The sequence below is a fragment of the Micromonospora sp. DT41 genome, from assembly GCF_049841715.1.
Taxonomy (GTDB): Bacteria; Actinomycetota; Actinomycetes; order Mycobacteriales; family Micromonosporaceae; genus Micromonospora; species Micromonospora profundi.
In genome coordinates this window covers 87,444-106,290 of record NZ_JBNCKU010000015.1, presented here as the reverse complement: position 1 = coordinate 106,290, position 18,847 = coordinate 87,444, and the positions used below count along the sequence as shown (strand labels likewise).

The window sequence follows — 18,847 nt, the reverse complement described above, 5'->3', positions numbered from 1 at the left end:
TCTCACCACTGGCGCGCAGAGCCGCGGGGACCTACGGTAGCGTAAGTTACGCCACCGTAGGGAGTTTCTCGTGACCATGAGCACCACACTGAGCCAGACCGCACTCCTCGTCGAGCTGGAGCCGGTTGTCGCACGCAACCTGGACCGCCACCTCTCGCTGGCCAAGGAGTGGTTCCCGCACGAGTACGTGCCGTGGAGCGAGGGGCGCACCTTCGACGGGCCGCTCAATGGTGAGGCGTGGTCGCCGACCGACTCGACGATCCCGGACGTCGCCCGCACGGCGCTCATCGTCAACCTGCTGACCGAGGACAACCTGCCCTCGTACCACCACGAGATCGCCACCCTGTTCGGTCGCGACGGCGCGTGGGGCACCTGGGTGCACAGGTGGACCGCGGAGGAGGGCCGCCACGGCACCGCCATCCGCGACTACCTGACCGTCACCCGGGCTGTCGACCCGGTGGCGCTGGAGCGGGCCCGGATGACCCACATGTCCGCCGGCTACGTGAACGTGCACGACGACGAGGTGCTGCACTCCCTGGCGTACGTCTCGTTCCAGGAGCTTGCCACCCGCATCTCGCACCGCAACACCGGCAAGGCCACCGGCGACCCGGCCTGCGAGGCGTTGCTGGCCCGGGTGGCAGCCGACGAGAACCTGCACATGGTCTTCTACCGCAACCTGCTCGCCGCCGCGTTCGAGTTGGCGCCGAGCCAGGCCATGCGGGCCGTCGCCGACGTCGTGGCCGACTTCCAGATGCCCGGCAACGGCATCGACGGCTTCGCCCGCAAGTCGGTGGCGATCGCCCTGGCCGGTATCTACGACCTGCGCCAGCACCGCGACGAGGTGCTCCAGCCGGTGCTGCGTCAGTGGGACGTGTTCAACGTGACCGGCCTGAACGCCGACGGCGAAGCCGCCCGGGAGCAGCTCGCCACCCAGCTCGACGACCTGGACCGCGCAGCGAGCCGCTTCGAGGAGAAGCGCGACGCCCGAGCCGCCCGTCTCGCGTCCCGCGCCTAGGCTCCCCGCTCCGCCCCGCGGCTCCGCGATCTTGCACTTTGTGCCTCCGCGAATCGGTGCAATGCGCCTGTTTCGGCGACCGAAAGTGCAAGATCGCGGGGGTGGGGGGTGGGGAGGGTTAGGGCAGGGGGAAGACCAGGCAGGTGCTTGTGGCGTGGGCTATCAGGCGGGCGTCGGTGTCGGTGAGGCGTGCTTCGGCCAGGGCGGTGCGGCGGCCACGCTGGAGCACGGTGCCCTCGCAGCGCAGCGTGCCGCTGTCGACGGTGACCGGGCGGAGGAACTTGACGTTCAGGTCCAGCGAGGTGTAGCCGACGCCGGCCGGCAGCGTGGTGTGCACGGCGCAGGCGGCAGCGGTGTCCAGCAGTGTCGAGATGACTCCACCGTGGACGGTGCCCAGCGGGTTGTAGTGGAACTCCTGCGGGATCAACTCGATGGCGACGCGGCCCTCGTCGGCCTCCATCCGCCCCATGTCGATCAGGTCCATCACGGGCGGCCCGGCCAGCTCTCCGGCGATCATCGCGCGGAGCAGTTCGATGCCACTGCGCCGCCCCACCTGCGCGGCGTTGGCCGCCGGGTCCGACCAGGTGAAGGTACGGCTGCGCGCCGGCTCCTGGGTCTGTGTCATGGACGCAGCCTCGCAGCCGATTGCTGAGTCTGTCAACAAGACCTAGCCTGGGCGGATGACGCCTGCGGCACTGGACTGGTCGGTGGAGAACTGCACCATCGCCCGCGCGATGGAGATCCTCGGCGAGCGGTGGACGCTCGTGGTGCTCCGCGAGGTGTTCAACGGCATCCGACGCTTCGACGACATGCGGGTACGCACCGGGATCCCGCGTCAGGTGCTTACCAACCGGCTGGCCGTGCTTGTGGAGCGGGGCGTCCTGCGCCGCGAGCCGTACCGGGAGCCGGGTAGCCGGGTACGCCACGAGTATCGGCTGACCGAGATGGGTCTGGCTCTGTGGCCGGTGCTGGTCGCCGTGCTCGGGTGGGGCGACCGGTACCTCGCCGACCCGGAGGGCTCGCCCCTGCGGGTGGCACACCGCGACTGCGGTGCCGAGGTACGCGTCGAGCTGCGCTGCGCCGAGGGGCACGAGGTGACCGAACCCCGCGACGTGCTGCCCCGCCCTGGCCCGGGAGCGCGCCGCCGTACCCCCTGACGCCGGATCGCCGCCGGGGCCGCGCCGTCGCGCCGGGCCGGGGGCGGCGGGCGGCCGAGGCTGCTTCGCAGACGGCGCTGCCCGTGGGTGATCGGTTGTGGCGGCAAACGCGCCCGGCGGCCGAGGGTGTCCGAAACGGATCCGAGGGCTCTTTCGGTGTGACGGTGCCTGTCCGTCAGCGTGTCAGTGGTGTTGCGGCGATGTGACCGGTGAAGGTCGACGAATTCGGGCGAAACCAAGTCTTGTCAATGATCTTAAGTATGTGAATACTTCAGTTCACTCAGCCGGTTTCCCCAGATCGGCTGGGTTGCCCTCGGGTCAGCCGCCCTCGGCGAGACCCGTACTCCCCCGCCCAGGAGGTTTGTTACATGCGACCCACGAGGTCCTCATTCCGCGTTGCGGCGACCGTCGCCGTGAGCGGAACCCTGGTCGTCGGCTCGCTCATCGGCGCCCCCGCCCAAGCCGCCCCCGCCGCCTCTGCCGACACCGCCGCCGCGCTCTCCGCCGAGCTTGGTGACCGCTCCGCCGGCTCGTACATCGACGCCAGCGGCAAGACCGTCGTCACCGTCACCGACGCCGCCGCGGCGCGGAAGGTGAGCAACGCCGGGGCGACCGTCAAGTACGTGACCCGCGGGGCCGCCGAACTCAACCGCGCCACCGCCGACCTGGAGCGTTCGGCGAAGATCCCGGGCACCGCCTGGTGGAGCGACCCGGTCACCAACCAGGTCGTCGTCTCCGTGGACAGCACGGTCACCGGGGCCAAGCTGGAGCGGGTCAAGGCCGCCGCGGCGCGCGCCAACGGCGCCGTGCGGGTCGAGGCCGAGGCCGGCGTGCTGAGCACCCGGATCTCCGGTGGCCAGGCCATCTACGCCGGTGGCGGCGGGCGCTGCTCGCTCGGCTTCAACGTGCGCAGCGGCAGCACCTACTACTTCCTGACCGCTGGGCACTGCACCAACATCTCGGCGAGCTGGTACTCGAACTCCGCCCAGACCTCGCTGCTCGGCACCCGCACCGGCACCAGCTTCCCGGGCAACGACTACGGCATCGTGCGGCACAACAACTCCGCCAACGCCGCCGGCAACGTCTCGCTCTACAACGGCAGCTTCCGGGACATCACCGGCTCGGGCAACGCCTCTGTCGGCCAGTCGGTGCAGCGCTCCGGCAGCACCACCGGGCTTCGCAGTGGCTCGGTGACCGCGACCAACGCCACTGTGAACTACGCCGAGGGTTCGGTCTCCGGCCTGATCCGCACCAACGTCTGCGCCCAGCCGGGCGACAGCGGCGGCTCGCTGTTCGCCGGTGGCACCGCCCTGGGCCTGACCTCCGGCGGCAGCGGCAACTGCAGCACCGGCGGCACGACCTTCTTCCAGCCCGTCACCGAGGCCCTGAGCCGCTACGGCGTCAGCGTCTTCTGATCCTCGTACCGCAAGCGGGCCGCCGGAGCACTCCGGCGGCCCGTTCGCTGTCCCGGTCCGTGACGGGTCAGGGCAGCGGCCGGCGGCGGGTCAGCGCGGCGAGCACGGCGGCCAGCGGTACGACCGCCTCGGCGGCCGCCACGAGCCGCTCCGTCAGTCCGATCCATGCGCCGTCGGTGAAGAACACGGCGGCGAACCAGCCGAGCAGCCCCAGCAGGAGCGCCGTCACCGCGAACGCTGGCCAGCGGGCCGGTCCGCTCGGAGCCGTCCCGTCCGGTTGCTCCAGGGCTTTGGGCCGCGCCGTCCGCCAGGGCACGGCCAGGGCGGGCCACACGGCCAACGCCCCGAACGCCACACCTGCGGCGACGACGTGGGTGATCGACCCGTCCGGGCGCTGCGGAAAGACGACGAGCACCACTGTGGCAAGCCCGCCGAGTGCGAGCAGCCCACGGCCCGCCGGTGCGGCGGTGACCAGACCGAGCGCCGTCACCAGGTGGCAGAGCCCCAGGCCGGCCAGCCCGACCGTCATGATCCAACGGTGGTCCGCGTCGGTGGCGGCGAGCGCGCTGATGGTCTGCCGGATCGGATCGAACCCGTCCGGTTGGGCGGCCTGCGCCACAGTCCAGCCTCCGACGAGGAACAGTGGCGCGCTGCCGGCTGACAGCAGGGCCCAGCGGGGAACGACCGACATCGCGTGATCGTAGCGGTGCGGCCGGCGGCGATACCGTGTGCGCGGACGGCCGGACGCGCCAGCCCGAGCAGCACCCCGACGGTCGGAGTTGGCCGGTGGCTGGCCCGGCCCGACAGAGGTCAGGCGCGGCTCACGGCAGCGGATCGGACCGCCGCGCGGTGGAGCCGGGCGGTGGGCGAAGCGGATCCGGGGTCACGACGCCGGTCAGCGGCAGGGCCGGACCGACGGTGGTGGTGCCACCGGCGGCCCAGCTGAGGTGCGCCCGCCGGGCCGACAGGACCGCAAGCAGTGGCCAGAGCGCCACCGCCACCGCCGTGACCCGCTCGGCAAGCCCGGTCCGGGACCCGCTCGTCACCTCGAACGCCGACCAGCCGAAGAGCGCCAGCAGCACGATTGTCGCGCCGAGCCCCACAGCTCGACGGAACGCCCACGGCGGCTGCGGCGCCGCCGGATGCGACTTGTCCCGACCCCGTGGCAGCCGCAGCGCCGACCCGGCCGGCCAGAGCGCCAGGGCCAGGACGGCAACCGTCGCCGCGATGCCATGGCTCAGCGAGCCGCCGACCGTCGGCCGGGGAAAGGCGACAAGCGCGATAGTGGCCACACCTCCGACGGCGAGCAGGAAACGGCTGGGCAGCCCTGCCGCGTGCAGCACGGCGGCCACCGCCAGATAGCAGCAGCCCAGCAGCACCAGGGCGGTGACCATGATCCAGGCGTCGGTGGCGTCCTGCCCCGCCAACTCGCTGATGGTGTCCCGGACCGGGTCGTACCCGGGTGGTTGCCTGCTCTCCGCGACCGTCCAACCGGCCACCAGCAGCACGGGCGCGGCAGCCGCCGTGGCGACGGCCCAGTTCGGTACGGCGCGCATTTCGCCACGTTAACCAATACGCCGGGCCGCCGAGCACGGTTCGCCCGTCCGCCCACCAGCGAATCCCCACGGGCTGCCGGGTGCCCCCGAAGGAGACCGGCCGCCCCTGACAGAATGCCGGTGAGGACTGTTCCACGATGAGGAGTTGCCAGCCGTGATCCGTACCCACAATGCCGGAAGCCTGCGCGCGACGGACGCCGGCTCGACGGTGACGCTGGCCGGGTGGGTGGCCCGCCGGCGCGACCACGGCGGCGTCATCTTCGTCGACCTGCGCGACGGCTCCGGCGTGGTCCAGGTGGTGTTCCGGGAAGAGGACGCGCACGCGCTGCGCAACGAGTTCTGCGTGAAGGTCACCGGCGAGGTGACCCGCCGCCCCGAGGGCAACGAGAACCCGGATCTGCCCACCGGTGAGATCGAGGTGACCGCCACCGAGCTGGAGGTGCTCTCCGAGGCCGCGCCGCTGCCGCTGCCGGTGGACGACCAGGTCGAGGCCGGCGACGACATCCGCCTCAAGTACCGCTACCTGGACCTGCGGCGCAGTGGCCCGGCGAACGCGCTGCGGCTGCGCTCGCGCGCCAGCCACCTCGCCCGGGGCGTGCTGCACGAGCGGGACTTCCTGGAGATCGAGACCCCGACGCTGACCCGCTCGACGCCCGAGGGCGCGCGTGACTTCCTGGTGCCGGTGCGGCTCCAGCCCGGCAGCTGGTACGCGCTGCCGCAGTCGCCGCAGCTGTTCAAGCAGCTGCTGATGGTCGGCGGCATGGAGCGGTACTACCAGATCGCCCGCTGCTACCGCGACGAGGACTTCCGCGCCGACCGGCAGCCGGAGTTCACCCAGCTCGACATCGAGATGTCCTTCGTGACCGAGGACGACGTCATCGACCTCGGCGAGGCGATCGTCTCGGCGCTCTGGAAGGACCTGGCCGGGCACGAGATCACCCGGCCGATCCCGCGGATCACCTGGCACGACGCGATGGCCCGGTACGGCTCCGACAAGCCGGACCTGCGCTACGGCGTCGAGCTGACCGAGCTGACCGACTACCTGCGCGGCACGCAGTTCCGGGTCTTCGCCGGGGCGATCGACGCGGGCGGCTACGTCGGCGCGGTGGTCATGCCCGGCGGTGCGTCGCAGACCCGCAAGGAACTGGACGGCTGGCAGGACTGGGCCAAGGCGCGCGGCGCCCGGGGCCTGGCGTACGTGGTGCTGGACGCCGAGACCGGCGAGGCGCGCGGGCCGGTGGCCAAGAACCTCTCCGCCGAGCACCTGGGTGGGCTCGCCGACGCGGTCGGCGCCAAGCCGGGCGACGCGGTCTTTTTCGCCGCCAGCACGAACACCCGTGAGGCGCAGGAGCTGCTGGGCGCGGCCCGCGTCGAGATCGCCAAGCGGGCCGGCCTGATCGACGAGAGCGCCTGGGCGTTCTGCTGGGTGGTCGACGCGCCGATGTTCGAGCGCACCGACGAGGGTGGCTGGACGGCAGTGCACCACCCGTTCACCTCGCCGAACGCCGAGTGGGTGGACCGGTTCGAGGAGGCACCGGACCGCGCTCTCGCCTACGCGTACGACATCGTCTGCAACGGCAACGAGATCGGCGGCGGCTCGATCCGTATCCACCGGGGTGACGTGCAGAAGCGGGTCTTCGACCTGCTCGGCATCACGCCGGAGGAGGCGCAGGACAAGTTCGGCTTCCTGCTGGAGGCGTTCAAGTACGGTGCCCCGCCGCACGGCGGCATCGCGTTCGGCTGGGACCGGGTCTGCATGCTGCTGGCCGGCGCGGACTCCATCCGCGAGGTCATCGCGTTCCCGAAGACCCGGGGCGGCTTCGACCCGCTGACCGGCGCGCCCACGCCGATCACCGCCCAGCAGCGCACCGAAGCCGGCATCGACGCCAAGCCCAAGCCGGCCGCCACCCCCCACACCGGCACCGCCGGCCCCGCAGCCCCAGTAGCCGACCCGGTCTAGCAGTCCCGCTGCCCCGTCCCGCCCCCGCCGCTCCGCGCGGTGATCATGAGGTTGACGGGGGCGTGCTTCGGCGCGTCGCCCCGCTAACCTCATGATCGCCGTGGGTGGGGGAGGGGCGGGGATCATGCGGGTGCTTGTGGTGGGCGGTAGTGGGTTTCTGGGGCGGGAGGTTTGTCGGCGGGCTGTTGACGCCGGGTGTTCGGTGGTGGGGACCTTCCACTCCGGTGGAATCGAGGTGCCGGGTGTGGCCGCACGGCGTCTGGACGTGACCGACCGGGCCGCCGTGCGCGCGCTTGTCGCGCAGGTGCGCCCCGACGCCGTGGTGAGCACCCCCTACCGGTACGACGACTGGACGGTCACCGCCGACGGGACCGCGCACGTGGCCGTCGCCGCCGCCGAGGCCGGTGCCCGGCTGGTGCACATGTCCAGCGACGCGCTCCACGCCGGCCGGCCGTCGCCGTACCTCGACGACGACGTGCCCACCCCGATCCACGCGTACGGGGCCGCGAAGGCGGCGGCGGAGACCGCCGTGCGGGCCATCGACCCGGGCGCGGCGCTGGTGCGTACCTCGCTGATCGTGGGGGCGGGCAGTAAGCAGATCCAGCTCTGCCGGGACGCGCTCGCCGGCCGGGCAGTGCTGTTCACCGACGAGACCCGCTGCCCGGTCGACGTCACCGACCTGGCCGACGCCGTGCTGGAACTGGCCCACTCGTCGTACGCCGGTCTGTTGAACGTGGCTGGCCCCGACGCCGTCAGCCGGGCCGAGCTGGGCCTGCTGGTGGCCGGGCGGTTCGGCCTGGACACCGCCGCGCTGAAGACCACCACCGGCGGCGCCGCCGGGGTGGTCCGCCCCACCGAGGTACGCCTGGACTGCTCCCGCGCCACGGGTCTGCTGCGCACCCGACTGCGGGGAGTCCGCGAACTTCTGGCCTCCTGAGTCCCTGCTCCGGTTGCACACTTTCTGTGCATACCTCTTGTGCACAGAAAGTGTGCACAGATATTGTGCAGGCATGGAGACCCCTTCGCCGGACAGCCCTGTCGAGGCGCGTCGCGTTCATCTGGACAGCCGGCAGGTCCGCACACTGGCCCACCCGCTGCGCATGCGGCTGCTCGGCTCGTTGCGGGTCGACGGCCCGGCGACCGCCACCGCGCTGGCGGAGAAGCTGGCCACCAACACCGGTGCGACCAGCTACCACCTGCGCCAACTCGCCGAGGTGGGGCTTGTGACCGAGGACCCCGACCGGGGCACCGGCAGGCAGCGCTGGTGGCAGGCCGCGCACGACATCAGCAACTTCGAGCCCACCGACTTCGACGACGACCCGGACGCCCGCGCCGCTGTGCAGTGGATCCAGGCTGACCAGGTACGGGTCATGGCCGAGCTGTACGAGAGGTGGATGGCCGTCGAGCACCACCAGTCCCGGCCCTGGCGTGACGCCGCCGGCATGAGTGACCTGGTGCTGCCGCTCGACCCGGCCCGGCTGCGGGCCCTCAACGACGAGCTGTGGGAGGTGCTGATGCGCCACCGCGACGAGCCCGTGGCCGACGGCGGCGACGTCAAACCGGTGCACGTGTTCCTGGCCGGCATCCCACGGCTGGACGAGCGGTGGTGAGCGCGAGGAGCGCGGTCCTGCGGGCCTCGCAAGCGTCAACAGAGGACGCGCAGTGAGCGCGCTGACCGTACGTCAGGTCCGGCAGCGGTTCCTGCTCCTGCACGGGCTGCGGTGGCTGCCCAGCGGCCTGATCATTCCGGTGATGGTCCTGTTGATGCAGGAGCGTGGCCTGTCGCTGTCCCAGATCGGGCTTGTCACCGTGGCCCAGGGGCTGGTCGTGCTGGCGCTGGAGCTGCCCACCGGCGGCCTCGCCGACGCCCTCGGCCGCCGGCCGGTCCTGCTGGTGGCCTGGACACTCGGGCTGGCTTCCCTGCTGATCTTCGCGGTCGCCGACTCGTTCGTCGTCTTCGTGCTGGTCTGGGCCCTGCAGGGGGTCTTCCGGGCCCTCGACAGCGGTCCACTGGAGTCCTGGTACGTCGACGCCACCCTCGCCGCCGACCCGGAGGCGAAGTACGAGCCGGGTCTCGGCTACGCCGGGACCGTGATCGGCGTGGCCATCGCCGCCGGCGCGCTGCTGGCAGGCGGCCTGATCGCGCTCGGCCCGATCGGGCCGGTCAGCGCGCTCACCGTCCCGGTGCTCGTCGCCGCGGCTTTCCAGGTGGTGGCCCTGGCCGCCCTTGTGACACTGCTGCGGGAGGTCCGCCCGGCCAAGGGGGCTGGGGCGTTGCGGGCCTCGATCGTCGAGGCGCCCCGGATGATCGGCCAGTCGTTCGGGCTGCTGCGCCGTTCCCGGGTGTTGCTGGCCCTCGTCGCGGTGGAACTGTTCTGGGGCTTCGGCATGGTCACCTTCGAGTCGCTGCTGCCGGTCCGGCTCGCCGAGGTGGTAGGGGATCCGGACCGGGCGGCGGCGCTGCTCGGACCGGCGAACTCGGCGGCCTGGCTGGCCAGCGCGGCCGGTGCCGCCCTCACCCCGCTGCTGCTGCGCTGGCTGGGCGCCGCGCCCAGCGCCGCCCTGCTGCGCATCCTGCAGGGCGCAACTGTGGTCGGGATGGGTCTGTTCGCAGGCCCGGTCGGGGTGCTCGTGGCCTACCTCGCCTGCTACAGCATCCACGGGGCGTCCAACCCGGTGCACATGGGTCTGCTGCACCGCCAGGTCGACGGCCCGTACCGGACCAGCGTGATCTCGCTGAACTCGATGATGGGCCAGCCCGGCTTCGCGGTCGGCGCGGTCGTGCTCACCGCGCTCGCCGACCGGGTCAGCGTCACCGCCGCGATGCTCGTCGGTGCGGTCGTGCTCGCCGTGGCCGCCCCGCTCTACCTGCCGGCCTGGCGGGCCAGCCGCCGGCCTGCGGACCCGTCGGCCGACACGGCTCCGGTTGCCGTGCCCGCCGAGCAACCGACCAGCCCATAGGGGGCCAGGCTGGGCGACGGCATGGCTGATCCACGGTGGAGATTGACGAGTCGACCGATTGGGTACATCACGCGCCGACCTACTGGGAACCCCCACCGGAGGACCGACATGCTCGCCATTCTCGCGGCCATCGTCTTTGGCTTCGCCCTGCTGCTCGACCTGCTCAACACCGACTTCGGCGCGCCGGACCTGTTCAACTGGAACACCCTCGTGCTCATCGGTCTGCTCCTGCTCTCGCTCTACCTGGCCGGCGTGGGCAGCGGCCCGCGTGGCGGTGGCGGGGGCCGTTGGTACCGGGGTCGTCGCCCCGGCCGTGGCTGACCGGAACCGATCATCGATGGCCCGGCCCGCAGCGCGATTCCGGCGTCGTGGGCCGGGCCCGGTACTGTCTTCGTGATGGAGTCCGACGCCCTCTTCTCCCTCGGTGCGCCCACCGGGCCGCGCAGCGCGCCCGAGGGTCCCGCCGGTGTCGACGGCTTCACTCCGGTAGCAGACGATTCGCCCCTGCCCGTCCGGATGCGCCCGGCGACCCTCGACGAGCTGGTCGGCCAGGACCACCTGCTCGCCCCCGGCGCGCCACTGCGGCAACTGGTCTCCGGCGGCGCCCCGCTGTCGGTAATCCTCTGGGGACCGCCCGGCAGCGGTAAGACCACAATCGCGCACCTGGTCGCGGCGGCCACCGACCGCCGGTTCGTGGCCATGTCGGCGCTCTCCGCCGGGGTCAAGGACGTCCGCGCTGTCATCGAGACGGCCCGCCGCCAGCGCCGCTCCGGCGGCCCGCAGACCGTCCTCTTCATCGACGAGGTGCACCGCTTCAGCAAGACCCAACAGGATTCGCTGCTCGCCGCCGTCGAGGACCGCACTGTCACGCTGCTCGCCGCCACCACCGAGAACCCGTACTTCTCGGTCATCTCCCCGCTGCTGTCCCGGTGTGTGCTGCTCACCCTGCAACCGCTCGACGACGACGCGGTACGCGGCCTGCTACGCCGGGCGGTCACCGACGAGCGCGGCCTCGGTGGCACGCTCACCCTTGAGCCCGAGGCCGAGGACCACCTGGTCCGGCTCGCCTCCGGTGACGTCCGCAAGGCGCTGACCGCGCTGGAGGCGGCGGCTGCCTCCGCCACGGCGCTCGGCACCGGGCGCATCGACCTCGCCACCGCCGAGCAGGCCGTCGACGTGGCGGCGGTGCGCTACGACCGCGACGGCGACGCCCACTACGACGTGGTCAGCGCGTTCATCAAGAGCATGCGCGGCTCGGACGTGGACGCCGCCGTGCACTGGCTGGCCCGCATGCTCGTCGCCGGTGAGGACGCCCGGTTCATCGCCCGCCGGCTTGTCATCTTCGCCAGCGAGGACGTCGGCATGGCCGATCCCACCGCGTTGAGCGTGGCCACCGCCGCCGCGCACGCCGTCGAGTACGTCGGGCTGCCCGAAGTGCAACTCAACCTGGCCCAGGCGGTGATCCACCTGGCCACCGCGCCCAAGTCGAACTCGGCCACCACGGCGATCGGTGCCGCCATCGCCGACGTACGGGCCGGTAAGGGTGGCCCGGTGCCGCGCGGGCTGCGCGACGCCCACTACGCCGGCGCCCGAGGGCTCGGCCACGGCACCGGCTACCGCTATCCGCACGACGACCAGCGCGGCGTGGTCACCCAGCAGTACGTCCCCGACGACCTGGTGGGCACCGACTACTACCAGCCCAGCCCGCACGGGGCGGAGCGGTCGGTGGCGACCCGGTTGCCGCTGCTGCGCCGGATCGTGCGCGGCCTGCCGACGCCACCCGCCCGACCGGAGGCACCGAAAGCCGGGGCATCCGTAACGGCGCACGCCCCATCGGCGCTTGCCGGTGAGAACGGTCGCCCGACCATGGGTACGGGCGGTCCCAGCACGACGCAGGACAGCGGCACTGACGCCGCAGGAGAGGGTCAACAGTGAGATCGCGTGGTGCGGATCGCCCGGACGAGGGCCCGGACGAGCGGCGTGATCCCCGCGCCAAGGGCCGCCGCTGGGGTCGGGGCCGAGCCGAGGCCGAGCCGGAGGAGCCGGTGGCCGGCGAGGAGTTCGGCTGGATCGACGACCTGCGCTCGGCCAAGCAGCAACGCACCGAGTTGGGCCCGGACGGCGCACCGGCCGAACCTGTGCCGCCACGCGCGGGTGCGCCTGCGCCGCCGGACGCGCCGCCCGCTCCACGCCGTGGTGACCCGGACGGCCCCGGCGCGCGGCGCCCGACTGACGGCCCCTGGCCGGGTGAGCCGCCGCAGGCTCGTCGCCCTGACGAGCGGCCACCCGCCGACCGTCCCCGCGCCGCAGGTCCAGGTGCCCCGGCCGAGCGTCCCCGCGTCGTAGGTCCCGGCACCCCGGCGCAGGGCCAGCCGGCGCCGCGTGGCGCACAGCCGGTGCCCGGCGCCGGTCCCCGGGCCGCCGGACCGCCGCCTCCCGCAGCCCGCCCGACCGCCGGCGACCCGGCTGGCCCACCCGGGCCGCTCCCGCCGGCAGGGGCTCCCACCGGCACGGCCCGGCCTCGTCCGGCGTCGGCGCCGCCCGGCCCACCTGTCGGCCCACCGAGCGCTGGTGCCCCGACCGGTCGCCGACCGGACGCCGCGGTACTGGCCGGCCGGGCGGAGACGATGCCGCCACCGCGCCGACCGGACGCCGTACCACCGAACCGTCGGCCCGGCCCCGAACCCGCCGCGCCCGGCCGTCCACCGACCAACGACGGTCCGCCGCCCGGTGTGGTGCCACAGGCCGCCGACGGCCCACGACCCGACCCCGCGATCGACCGTGACCCGCGCGCGGCCCGGCGTCGTCCCGGCCCGGCGGACCCGGGGGCACCGCAGCCCTCCGGTCCTCCCCGCCCGGCCACCGGCCGCCGCCGTGCCGCCGACGAGCAGGAAGCAGCGGTGCCTCGCTCGGGCAACGCGCCGCCGGTGCCGCCCGCGTCCGCCGTTCAGCCTGGCGGCGCGCAGCCCGGCGTTCGGCAGCAAGGTGGTGTGCCGCGCGGCGGCGCGCAACCCGGCGGCGCTGCGCAGCCGGGCGCCCGGCAGCCAGGTGTGCGCCAGCCCGGTGCGGCCCAGTCCGGCCCCGGCACTGTGCAGCAACCCGGACCGGCGCAGCCCGGCCCGGGCCAGCGCGGTCCGGCGCAGTCCGGTTCTAGGCAAGCTGGTCCGGCGCAGCCCGGCCCCGGGCAGCCCGTTCCAACGCAGTCCGGCCCAGTGCAGCCCGGTCCGGCGCAGCCTGGTGCCAGGCCGACCGGTCCGGCGTCGACCGGTGCCACGCCGGCTGGCCCCGCTCGCGGAGGGACCGCACCCACCGAGGGTGCCGGCCGCCGGCGGGCGACCACCGACGAGCAGGGCCGACGCCCTCCGGTTAGCGGTGAGCCCCGGGCGGACCGCCCGGAACGGCCTGCGGACTGGCTGCGTCAGGCCGGCCGGCTGCCACACACCGATCCCGGCCTGCCGGTGGTCAACCGGCGTGGCGGGGGTGCGCCTGCCCCGGCCGGCAGCAGGCCCGCCGAGCGCCGTCCGGCGCCGTCCGCAGGCGATCTGACCGGCCGTTCCACAGGTCCGCTCGCCGTGCCGGACCCGGCTGCGGAACGCACTGCCGGTCAGCGGCCCGTCGGGCCACCACCTGACCCGGGTGCGCCCGCTCCCACTGGTCGCGTCGCCCGGCCCGGCCCGGCGGAGTCCACCGGGGAGCAATCGCCCGGCCCGGATCCGGCCGGTCGACGCCGGCCTCACGCCCAGCCCGGCGTCGACGGACCCCCCGGTGCCCGTCCCGGCGACGACCCGTACGCCAATCCCGGTGGCGCGCCCGCACGGGGTGGCGCCCGCGCCGCCGTGCCCGGCGGTCGGGCGCGGGTCGGCCCCGGCGACGCTCCGGCCGCCGGTCGCCGTGGCCCGGACGGACCGCCTCGCCCCGGAATCGACGCGCTCGACCGAGGTGCCGCGCACCCGGATGGTCCAGGCCGTGGCGCTGTGCCGCCCGGTGCTGGTCCGGACGGCCCGCCGCGTTCCCGGCCGGAAGGGCCGGGCCGTGGCGCTGTGCCGCCGGGCGGCGGTACCGACGGCCCGCCGCGCTCCCGTCCCGACGGTCCGGCCCGAGGTGCTGCCCGCCCGCCAGTCGGCGACGCCCGCACAGGTGGCGAGCCCGTCGCCGGTCCCGGGTCGCCCGTGGCGGCGCGCGGTGGTGCTCCGGTCCGCCCGGCGGACCGCGCCGCCGGGCGTGCCCTGCCGCCGCACCGCGACGCCGGCCGTCCCGAACCCAGCGGCGTCGCCCCCGTGCCGCCGCCCGGCCGCCCCGGCGAGCCCGTCGGCGTGGCCCGAGCCGCCGCCGCGGTGCCCGCCGTGACCGGGCCGGCGGACCGCCCAGGCTCCGAACCGGCAGGCGGCCAGCCGCTGCGTACGGCCGGTCCGGACACGCCCGACGACGACGAGGCCGCCCCGGGCGCCCGGTCGGAGTTGCGCCGGCAGTTGCGCGAGCGACGTCGGCTGCGCGCGGCGGTGCTGGTGCTGGTCAGCGTCGTGCTGCTCGGCGCGGTGCCGCTCTTCTTCGGCGTCCGTACGCTGAGCCGGGACCCGGTCTTCGACAACCTGGACCAGCTCAACGTGCCGGCGTGGGCCGCCACGAAGACGGTCGACGACGTCAGCGGCAGCCGCTGGTGCCTGCTCGACTGCCGGCTCCGTGAGCGCACCGTCACCTCGGAGAAGTCGCCCGAGGAGACGGCGAAGGTGTACGAGGACGCCCTGCGTCAGGACGGCTGGCAGCCGTGGAAGGTGAGTCGCTGCCCCGAGCAGGAGACGAAGGGCACCTACACGTGCTGGCGGCAGGACGAGTTGACCCTCGACCTGTGGGTGCGTCAACCGACGTGTGTGCCACCACCTGTCGACGGCGAGCCGGCGGTCGTGCCGTCGCCGGAGGAATCGGCCGCTGCGGGGGAGTGTGCCGGCTCGTTGGTGTCGGTGAAGGTACGCAACGCCATCGACGACGAACGGACCAGACCGCAGCCCGCCACCGACCCGTCACTGACCGGCGAGGATCCGTTCCCGACGGTCAGCGGGGATCCGCTCAGCGACCTGACACCCTCACCGTCCTGAGCCGGTCTCCATCACGGACGGTAGGGTCTGGGGCTGACGGGCCCGCCCGCGACCGCTGACCGGCGACGGCTCGGTGGTTCGGCGTGGGCACCGTGGTGGTGCGTTCCGGGGACGTCGGATCCTGCGGAATTCTGTATGAGGAGGACAGGCGTGAGCGACATGGGAGAGGTCGCGGCGCTGATCGCGGCGTGCGCGTTCGCGGTGCTGGTGCTCATCCTGACGCTGCCGATCCTGCGGCTGCGGCACACGGTGGACGCCACCACCCGAATGATCAACGACCTCAACGATCGGACCGCACCTTTGCTCGGCGACGTGAACACCACGGTGAAGAACGTCAACACCGCGCTGGAGCAGGTGCAGACGTCGCTCGACGGTGTGAACCTGCAACTGGCCAAGGTCGACACCATGACCAGCCACGCGCAGAACGTCACCGCCAACGTCGCCAACCTGGCCACGGTGGTCTCCGCCGCGGCCGCGAACCCGCTGGTCAAGGTGGCCGCGTTCGGTTACAGCGTGCGCAAGGCCGCCGCTGGCCGCCGGCATGCCGAGACCGAGCGCGAGGTACGCGACACCATCAAGCAGCAGCGGCGGGCCGCTCGGCGCGGTAACCGCTGAGCAGCCGGCCAGCAGGAGGTAGCGAGACATGAGGCGGTTGTTCTGGCTCGGCATCGGTGTGGCCGTCGGCGTGATCGTGGTCCGCAAGGCGACCCGGACGGCGCAGGCGTACACCCCGGCGGGCATCGCCAGCACGTTGTCGGAATCCGCTGGCGGCCTGGTCGAGTCGCTGCGTAGCTTCGTGGAGGACGTCCGGATCGGGATGGCCGAGCGTGAGCAGGAGATCCATGCCGCGTTCGCTCGGGGCGAGGCGTTCGAGGACCAGTACGCCGAGCTGCGGGAGGACCCGCGGATCGGCGATCGAGAAATCTTTCCGGAGGAACACCAGCGATGAAGACGGCGGAGATCAAGCGGCGGTACCTCGCGCATTTCGAGGCGAACGGCCACGCCGTGGTGCCGTCGGCTCCGCTGCCCGCCATCAGTGATCCGAACCTGTTGTTCGTCAACGCCGGTATGGTGCAGTTCGTCCCGTACTTCCTGGGTCAGCAGACCCCGCCGTACCGGCGGGCGGTGAGTGTGCAGAAGTGCATCCGTACGCCGGACATCGACGAGGTCGGCAAGACCAGCCGGCACGGCACGTTCTTCCAGATGAACGGCAACTTCTCCTTCGGTGACTACTTCAAGGACGGCGCGATCCCGCTGGCGTGGGATCTGGTCACGAAGTCGCAGGCCGATGGCGGGTTCGGGTTGGACCCGGAGCGGGTCTGGCCGACGGTGTACCTGGACGACGACGAGGCGTACGAGATCTGGCGGTCGGTGGGTGTGCCGGCGGCGCGGATCGTGCGTCGGGGTAAGGCGGACAACTTCTGGTCGATGGGGATTCCCGGGCCGTGCGGTCCGTGCTCCGAGCTGTTCTACGACCGGGGCCCGGAGTACGGCCGCGAGGGTGGTCCGGCGGTCGACGAGGACCGCTACATGGAGTTCTGGAACCTCGTGTTCATGCAGTTCGAGCGGGGTCCGGGCACGACGAAGGACGACTATCCGATCCTGGGCGACCTGCCGGCGAAGAACATCGACACCGGCATGGGCCTGGAGCGGATGGCCTCGATCCTGCAGGGTGTGGACAACCTGTACGAGATCGACGAGGTCCGGCCGATCCTGGACCGGGCGGCCGAGCTGACCGGCAAGCGGTACGGCGCGCACTCGGGGCATGTGGCGAGTGAGTCGCACCCGGACGACGTACGGCTGCGGGTGGTCGCCGACCACGTGCGGACCGCGTTGATGCTGATCGGCGACGGCGTGACCCCGTCCAACGAGGGTCGCGGGTACGTGTTGCGGCGGATCATGCGTCGGGCGATCCGGTCGATCCGGCTGCTGGGCTGGCAGGATCGGGCGCTGCCGGAGTTGCTGCCGGTGGCGCGGGACTGCATGGCGCCGTCGTACCCGGAGCTGGCGACCGACTTCGACCGCATCGCGCAGTACGCGTACGCGGAGGAGGACGCCTTCCTGTCGACGCTGCGTGCCGGCACGACGATCCTGGACACGGCGATCGCCGAGACCCGCACGGCGGGCGGCACGGCGCTGTCGGGCGCGAAGGCGTTCCAGCTGCACGACACGTATGGCTTCCCGATCGACCTGACCCTGGAGATCGCGGCGGAGCAGGGCCTGAAGGTCGACGACGAGGGCTTCCGCCGGCTGATGGCCGACCAGCGGACCCGGGCGAAGGCCGACGCGCAGGCCCGCAAGACCGGCCACACCGACGTGTCGGCGTACCGGTCGGTGCTCGACTCGGGTGGCCCGGTGACCTTCACCGGCTACAGCGAGGTGGCGCGCGAGTCGCGGGTGCGGGCGCTGCTGGGCGGAGCCGGCCCGGTGCAGGCGGCGGCCGAGGGCGAGACCATCGAGTTGGTCCTCGACACGACCCCGTTCTACGCCGAGGGCGGCGGCCAGCAGCCCGACCACGGCATGATCACCGTCGGCGACGGTCAGGTCGAGGTGCTCGACGTGCAGCAGCCGGTGCCCGGCCTGATCGTGCACCGCGCCCGGGTGATCCGGGGCGAGGTGCGCGCCGGCGACACCGGTTATGCCGAGATCGACACCACCCGGCGGCGGGCGATCTCCCGGTCGCACACCGCCACCCACCTGGTGCACCAGACCATGCGGAACTTCCTCGGCGAGTCGGCGACGCAGGCGGGTTCGTTGAACGCGCCCGGCCGGTTGCGGTTCGACTTCAACACCCCGACGGGTGTGTCGCCGACAGTGCTGCGGGACGTGGAGCAGCAGGTGAACGAGGTGCTCCTGGCCGACCTGGAGGTGCACGCCTTCATCACGTCGCTGGACGAGGCGCGGCGGATCGGGGCGATGGCGCTCTTCGGCGAGAAGTACGGCGAGGAGGTGCGGGTCGTCGAGGTCGGCGACTACGCCCGGGAGCTGTGCGGCGGCACGCACGTGGCGCGCTCGGCCCAGCTCGGCCTCGTGAAGATCCTCTCCGAGTCGTCGATCGGTTCCGGTGTGCGCCGCGTCGAGGCGCTTGTCGGCATGGACGCGTTCGGCTTCCTGGCCCGCGAGCACCTGCTGGTGTCCCGGCTGGCCGAGCTGTACCGGGTGCCCAACGACCAGGTCGCCGACCGGGTGGAGCAGACGGTCACCCAGCTCCGGGACGCGGAGAAGGAGTTGGAGAAGCTGCGCGCCCAGCTGGTGCTGGGTGGGGCGGGAGCGCTCGCCGCGCAGGCGAAGGATGTGCGCGGGGTGGCGTACGTGGGCACCGAGGCGCCCGAGGGCGCGGCCGGTAACGACGTGCGGACCCTGGCGCAGGAGATCCGCGGCAAGATCGACCCGGCGCGGCCGGCGGTGGTCGCGGTGGCGGCACGGGCGAACGGCAAGGCGTCGCTGGTGGTGGCGGTCAACGCGGCGGCCCGCAGCCGTGGCCTGGCGGCGTCGGCCCTGGTGAAGGCGGCGCTCTCGGGGCGCGGCGGAGGCAGCCCCGACCTGGCTCAGGGTGGCGGTCTGCCCGCGGCGGAGGCGCCGAACCTGCTACTCACCGTCGAGAAGGCGATCACCGAGGCGTGATGTCACGATCAGCGTCGGCCAGGGCGGACCGTTTGGTCCGCCCTGGCTCGTCTGCCCCTCAGGTGA

General features: G+C 73.0%; 16 protein-coding genes. 13 read left to right on the top strand and 3 right to left on the bottom strand.

Features of this window, described 5'->3' with window-relative positions:
- The first annotated feature begins 76 nt into the window (after window positions 1–76).
- Entirely contained in the window at window positions 77–1,015 is a 939-nt protein-coding gene (locus ACLQ23_RS24975) for an acyl-ACP desaturase (protein ID WP_355597624.1), read from the top strand.
- 118 nt (window positions 1,016–1,133) lie between these two features.
- Here ACLQ23_RS24975 and ACLQ23_RS24970 read toward each other — a convergent pair whose 3' ends face one another.
- Entirely contained in the window at window positions 1,134–1,640 is a 507-nt protein-coding gene (locus ACLQ23_RS24970; RefSeq protein ID WP_355597540.1) for a PaaI family thioesterase, read from the bottom strand.
- A 55-nt stretch (window positions 1,641–1,695) separates the two neighbouring features.
- Here ACLQ23_RS24970 and ACLQ23_RS24965 point away from each other — a divergent pair, with 55 nt between their 5' ends.
- Window positions 1,696–2,172: a winged helix-turn-helix transcriptional regulator gene (locus tag ACLQ23_RS24965; RefSeq protein WP_355597538.1), complete on the top strand. Its 477-nt coding sequence runs from the start codon at window positions 1,696–1,698 to the stop codon at window positions 2,170–2,172.
- Window positions 2,173–2,540: 368 nt separating this feature from the next.
- Complete coding sequence (locus tag ACLQ23_RS24960) at window positions 2,541–3,587, top strand: S1 family peptidase (RefSeq protein ID WP_355597536.1); 1,047 nt, start codon at window positions 2,541–2,543, stop codon at window positions 3,585–3,587.
- Window positions 3,588–3,654: 67 nt separating this feature from the next.
- On the opposite strand, the gene ACLQ23_RS24955 is transcribed toward ACLQ23_RS24960, so the two are convergent.
- Both ACLQ23_RS24955 and ACLQ23_RS24950 read right to left on the bottom strand, forming a co-directional pair.
- Window positions 3,655–4,278 carry a DUF998 domain-containing protein gene (locus tag ACLQ23_RS24955; RefSeq protein WP_425881189.1) on the bottom strand — a complete coding sequence of 208 codons (624 nt, stop codon included), beginning with the start codon at window positions 4,276–4,278 and terminating at the stop codon, window positions 3,655–3,657.
- A gap of 130 nt (window positions 4,279–4,408) precedes the next feature.
- Window positions 4,409–5,143: a DUF998 domain-containing protein gene (locus tag ACLQ23_RS24950; RefSeq protein ID WP_425881188.1), complete on the bottom strand. Its 735-nt coding sequence runs from the start codon at window positions 5,141–5,143 to the stop codon at window positions 4,409–4,411.
- 154 nt (window positions 5,144–5,297) lie between these two features.
- On the opposite strand from ACLQ23_RS24950, the gene aspS reads away from it, so the two are divergent.
- The 10 genes from aspS to alaS all read left to right on the top strand — a co-directional run bounded on the left by aspS (window position 5,298) and on the right by alaS (window position 18,781).
- A complete protein-coding gene (gene aspS, locus ACLQ23_RS24945; protein ID WP_425881187.1) occupies window positions 5,298–7,103 on the top strand; it encodes an aspartate--tRNA ligase in 1,806 nt (601 codons plus the stop codon).
- 124 nt (window positions 7,104–7,227) lie between these two features.
- Window positions 7,228–8,040, top strand: coding sequence for a sugar nucleotide-binding protein (locus tag ACLQ23_RS24940; protein WP_425881200.1), 813 nt, complete (start codon window positions 7,228–7,230; stop codon window positions 8,038–8,040).
- A gap of 73 nt (window positions 8,041–8,113) precedes the next feature.
- A complete protein-coding gene (locus tag ACLQ23_RS24935; RefSeq protein ID WP_425881186.1) occupies window positions 8,114–8,713 on the top strand; it encodes a helix-turn-helix domain-containing protein in 600 nt (199 codons plus the stop codon).
- Between the two features lie 52 nt (window positions 8,714–8,765).
- The gene (locus ACLQ23_RS24930; protein ID WP_355629255.1) at window positions 8,766–10,064 is read left to right on the top strand and encodes an MFS transporter; all 1,299 of its coding nucleotides are present in this window, start codon (window positions 8,766–8,768) and stop codon (window positions 10,062–10,064) included.
- 108 nt (window positions 10,065–10,172) lie between these two features.
- Window positions 10,173–10,385, top strand: a complete 213-nt coding sequence (locus ACLQ23_RS24925; RefSeq protein ID WP_007458297.1) for a hypothetical protein — start codon at window positions 10,173–10,175, stop codon at window positions 10,383–10,385.
- Between the two features lie 75 nt (window positions 10,386–10,460).
- Entirely contained in the window at window positions 10,461–11,999 is a 1,539-nt protein-coding gene (locus tag ACLQ23_RS24920; RefSeq protein ID WP_425881185.1) for a replication-associated recombination protein A, read from the top strand.
- 2,459 nt (window positions 12,000–14,458) lie between these two features.
- Entirely contained in the window at window positions 14,459–15,157 is a 699-nt protein-coding gene (locus ACLQ23_RS24915) for a hypothetical protein (RefSeq protein ID WP_355629272.1), read from the top strand.
- Between the two features lie 159 nt (window positions 15,158–15,316).
- Window positions 15,317–15,772 carry a DUF948 domain-containing protein gene (locus ACLQ23_RS24910; protein ID WP_355596779.1) on the top strand — a complete coding sequence of 152 codons (456 nt, stop codon included), beginning with the start codon at window positions 15,317–15,319 and terminating at the stop codon, window positions 15,770–15,772.
- A gap of 28 nt (window positions 15,773–15,800) precedes the next feature.
- The gene (locus ACLQ23_RS24905) at window positions 15,801–16,106 is read left to right on the top strand and encodes a hypothetical protein (RefSeq protein WP_355629251.1); all 306 of its coding nucleotides are present in this window, start codon (window positions 15,801–15,803) and stop codon (window positions 16,104–16,106) included.
- Window positions 16,103–18,781, top strand: a complete 2,679-nt coding sequence (gene alaS, locus ACLQ23_RS24900; protein WP_355596652.1) for an alanine--tRNA ligase — start codon at window positions 16,103–16,105, stop codon at window positions 18,779–18,781. The genes ACLQ23_RS24905 and alaS overlap by 4 nt, the downstream gene beginning before the upstream one ends.
- The last annotated feature ends 66 nt before the right edge of the window (window positions 18,782–18,847 follow it).